This is a genomic window from Candidatus Accumulibacter vicinus, assembly GCF_000584955.1.
GTDB classification, from domain to species: Bacteria; Pseudomonadota; Gammaproteobacteria; order Burkholderiales; family Rhodocyclaceae; genus Accumulibacter; species Accumulibacter vicinus.
In genome coordinates this window covers 79,733-83,072 of the sequence record NZ_JDSS02000027.1, presented here as the reverse complement: position 1 = coordinate 83,072, position 3,340 = coordinate 79,733, and the positions used below count along the sequence as shown (strand labels likewise).

Sequence of the window (3,340 nt, the reverse complement as noted above, 5' to 3'; positions counted from 1 at the left end):
GGCTGCCTGTTGCTTGACATCCGGATGGACGGGATGAGCGGTCCAGAGCTGTTTGATGTCTTGTGCGAACGTGGCAACCGCCTGCCGGTAATCTTTCTGACCGGTCACGGCGACGTGCCGATGGCCGTCTCGGCGCTCAAGAAAGGCGCTTTTGATTTTGTCGAGAAGCCCTGCAACGACAACGAACTGGTCAATCGCGTCATTGAAGCCCTGCAGCTCGACAAGGACCAGCGCGCTGCAGCATCGGGTGCAGATTCGGTCAACACCCTCTGCGGTCGCCTGACGACACGCGAGCGACAGGTCATGGAACTGATTCTGGCCGGCAAGCTCAACAAGGTGATTGCCGACGAACTACAGATCAGCATGCGCACCGTCGAAGTCCATCGCGCCAATCTCTTCGAAAAAATGGGCGTCAGAACCGCCGTCGAACTGGCACAGCTACTGGCCGGCAAGCGTTGAGTGCGCGCACTTTAGCACGGTGAGGGCAGATGCCCGAGGGACAGCGGGGGAGCCGCCCTCTGCCAGGCGAGCAGCAGTCCGGGCTCCCCCGGAGGACAGGTAAACGCCGCATCGGTACCGATCCCGGCTACCCAGACCAGGCGCTCACCGCACCACAGCAACGGCAGGCGGAGCCGTTCCCAGGGGGGGATGGCAGCCTCCTGGAAAAGCTTCTTCAGGGTTCTCGAGGGTCGCTGCGGATCGGGCTGCAGACACTCGCCACCTTGCCGGGAAGTCAGCCGCAAAGACGCGCCGGCGAGCAGTTGACGGTGGATGCCGACACCGGTAGTCGAGGTGAAGGTGATACGATCAGCCCCCCACGGCAGATCCGCTTCGCCACCCCAGGACACGGCGCCCACGGGAACGTCTGGACGCTGGTGCAGGACATGCAATTCTCCCCGGTAGGCATGGATTTCACCATCGGGTGAGCTGATGCAGGTTGCCGAAGCGGCCTCAACCGTCGCCAATTGGCGCAAGGCCTCGTCAAGCCAGCGCGCCGTGGGCGCACGAAATCCCGCTGACCGCAGCTCCGAACGTAGCAGGTTGCGCGCTCTCGGCGCGCTCAGCGAATTGAAATGGGCCAGACCAATGCGTCCCGAGGAAGTCGCCACGAGCGCCCGATCGGCCTGTGCCAGGTCTTCGAGCAGCAGCGCGGCTTCGGCAAAGTGGCGCCCGGCACGCACCAGCGACTCTGCCGCACCGGGAAACTGCATCTCGATGCGCGGCATCACCTCATGCCGCAAGTAGTTCCGGCGGTAGCGCGAATCGCCATTGCTCTCGTCTTCGACCCAGGCCAGCGAGTGCTCTTGTGCGTAACGCGCGATCACCGCGCCTGGCACTTCAAGCAGCGGACGAATCAGCCGCGGACCGCCGCTCTGTCCCCGTTCGGCAGGCATCCCGGTGGCACCACTGACCCCGGTACCGCGCAGCAATCTGAATAGTACCGTCTCGACCTGATCGTCACGATGATGCGCCAGCGCCAGCCAGTCTGCAGAACAGCCGCCAAACACCGCATGTCGCAAGCGGCGCGCTGCGGCTTCCAGTCCTTCGGCGCTGCCACGCGGGACCTCGACGCGAACGATTGCGAGGGGCACGCCGCAACGCTTGCAGAAATCGGTACAGAATTCGGCCCAGGCGTCGGCACTGGCGCTCAGGCCATGATGGACATGCACCGCCGACAACTCGAAAACCGGGTTCGACGAGTGCAGCGCAGCTAGCGCGTGCAACAGAACCAGCGAGTCGCGGCCACCGGAAAAACCGACGCACAAGCGCGCTGCAGGAGCCACGCGCGTGCTGAGGAATGTCGAGAGCGTCTGCGGGATCTGCCGCGTGGCTGTCAACTGGGAAAGTTCAGCGCTGCGCCTGCTCGGTGACCCGACCATAGCCCCTCAGGCGGTCCAGGCGTGCCTTGAGCAGATCGGCTGCCGGCCGCGTCTGCAGTTGCTGCAGCGCTTCCTGCAAGGCCTGCTGGAGATTCTGCGCCATCGCCTGATGATCACGATGGGCGCCCCCGGCCGGTTCGCTGACGATGCGGTCGATCAAACCCAAGGAGTGCAGCCGCGCCGCGGTGATACCCATGATTTCGGCTGCTTCACTCGCTTTTTCGGCACTCTTCCAGAGGATCGACGCACACCCTTCCGGGGAAATCACCGAATAGGTCGAGTACTGCAGCATCTGCACCCAGTCGCCGACGCCGATCGCCAGCGCTCCCCCAGAGCCCCCCTCACCAATGATGGTGACGATGATCGGCACTTGCAATTCCGCCATCACATAAAGATTGCGTCCGATGGCCTCGGACTGGCCACGCTCTTCGGCATCGATGCCAGGATAGGCGCCCGGCGTGTCGATGAAGGTCAGCACCGGAATGCGGAACTTTTCGGCCAGGCGCATCAGCCGCAAGGCCTTCCGGTAGCCCTCCGGGCGTGGCATGCCAAAGTTGCGGAAGATCTTCTCCCTGGTATCTCGCCCCTTCTGGTGGCCGATCACCATCACCGGATCACCCTTCAAGCGTGCCAGGCCGCCGACGATCGCGTGATCGTCGGCAAAAGCCCGGTCCCCGTGCAGTTCCTCAAAGTCGGTGAAGATCAGACGCAGGTAATCGAGCGTGTAAGGCCGTTGTGGATGCCGTGCCACCTGGCAGACCTGCCAGGCCGAAAGTCGGTCATAGATCTCCCGGATGAGGTTCTGACCCTTCTGTTCGAGGCGCGTGATGGCATCGGAAATATCGACGGCAGAATCCTCCTGCGCAGCGCGCAGCGATTCGATCCGTTCCTCGATCCTGGCCACGGGCTGTTCAAAGTCGAGAAAACTGGTTTTCATCTAAGGCAGTCTGAAATCATGCTGATCTGAAAGCGCCCTATTCTAACCTGAAAGGTCCTCCCGCCGCCTCGTTGAGGCGTGCTGGCGTGCCGGTTCAGTATTCGACGGGTAGCGGATCGAGGCTGCGCCAGAGATACCAGGTCGCCACCGAACGCCACGGCCGCCAGCGTTCGCCGTACTCGGCAAGCAATCGCCGCCCCGGCCGTTCTCCAGCACAATAGTGAATGGCCACGGCTTTCTGCAGGCCGAGGTCATCGAGGGGAAATACGTCTGGACGCAACTGATTGAAGATCAGGAACATCTCGGCGGTCCACACGCCAATGCCGCGCACTGTAGTCAATTCTGCAGTGATCTCGGCATCGCTCATCGTCGTCCAGCGATCAGGGTGAATCTGTCCACCGTCGAAATGGCGCGCGAGATCCACCACATACTCGACCTTGCGCGCCGACAGTCCGCAGCGACGCAGCGTCGCGGCTTCAATGGCAAGCACTGCGGCCGGGGTCACCGCCGGCGGCATGGCGGA

The 3,340-nt window shown here is 63.0% G+C and carries 4 protein-coding genes; 1 reads left to right on the top strand and 3 read right to left on the bottom strand.

Annotation, left to right across the window (positions count from 1 at the left end):
- On the top strand, positions 1-459 hold a 459-nt coding region (locus CAPSK01_RS12865; RefSeq protein ID WP_034927212.1), incomplete at its 5' end, for a LuxR C-terminal-related transcriptional regulator.
- An 11-nt stretch (positions 460-470) separates the two neighbouring features.
- On the opposite strand, the gene tilS is transcribed toward CAPSK01_RS12865, so the two are convergent.
- The 3 genes from tilS to CAPSK01_RS12850 all read right to left on the bottom strand — a co-directional run.
- A complete protein-coding gene (gene tilS, locus CAPSK01_RS12860) occupies positions 471-1,838 on the bottom strand; it encodes a tRNA lysidine(34) synthetase TilS (protein ID WP_273703636.1) in 1,368 nt (455 codons plus the stop codon).
- A gap of 10 nt (positions 1,839-1,848) precedes the next feature.
- Positions 1,849-2,817 (bottom strand): acetyl-CoA carboxylase carboxyltransferase subunit alpha, encoded by a 969-nt coding sequence (locus tag CAPSK01_RS12855; protein WP_034927210.1) that lies wholly within the window; start codon positions 2,815-2,817, stop codon positions 1,849-1,851.
- A gap of 94 nt (positions 2,818-2,911) precedes the next feature.
- The coding region (locus tag CAPSK01_RS12850; protein ID WP_034927207.1) for a DNA-3-methyladenine glycosylase at positions 2,912-3,340 on the bottom strand (429 nt) is incomplete at its 5' end.